The organism is Rhizobacter sp. P3_B12 (assembly GCF_056402895.1).
The window spans coordinates 1-580 of the sequence record NZ_JBFUGN010001738.1 but is presented as its reverse complement, the minus strand read 5'-3'; the positions used below and the strand labels follow the sequence as shown (position 1 = coordinate 580).

The window sequence follows — 580 nt, the reverse complement described above, 5'->3', positions numbered from 1 at the left end:
GGTCGAGCAGCTGATCCCGCTGCTGCGCGCGGCGGGCCAGCGCGTGTCGGTGGTCAAGCACGCGCACCACGATTTCGACATCGACCAGCCGGGCAAGGATTCGTACCGCCACCGCCAGGCCGGCGCGTTCGAGATCGTGATCGCCTCCGACCGGCGGCTTGCCAAGATCCGCGAGTACGAGCAGCTGGCCGAGCCGACGGTGCACCAGCTGATCGCCGAGCTGGTCGAATGCGACTGGGTGCTGGTCGAGGGCTTCAAGCATGCCGACCTGCCGAAGATCGAGGTCTGGCGCGCCGCGACCGGCAAGCAGGCGAACTACCCGACCGATCCCTTCATCGTCGCGATCGCGACCGACAGCGCCGACCGCCTGCCCGAGCCGACCTCGCGCCCGGTGCTCGACCTGAATGACCCTGCCGCAGCAGCCGCGTTCCTGCTCGCCGATGCTTCGCGCTATGACTACCAGTTCCCCGCCATCCCCTGATCGCGCCAAGGCAGCGCTGCTGTCGCTCGACGACGCGCTGGCACGCCTGCTCGCCGCGGTGCAGCCGCTGCCGGCCGGCGAGATCGAGACGCTGTCGAC

Annotated in this window: 1 protein-coding gene; it reads left to right on the top strand. The window is 69.7% G+C overall.

Annotation, left to right across the window (positions count from 1 at the left end; all coding sequences use genetic code 11):
• Positions 1 to 481 (top strand): molybdopterin-guanine dinucleotide biosynthesis protein B (mobB, locus tag AC1D01_RS37965; RefSeq protein WP_477875148.1); only part of this gene is annotated, 481 nt, incomplete at its 5' end.
• Between the last annotated feature and the right edge of the window lie 99 nt (positions 482 to 580).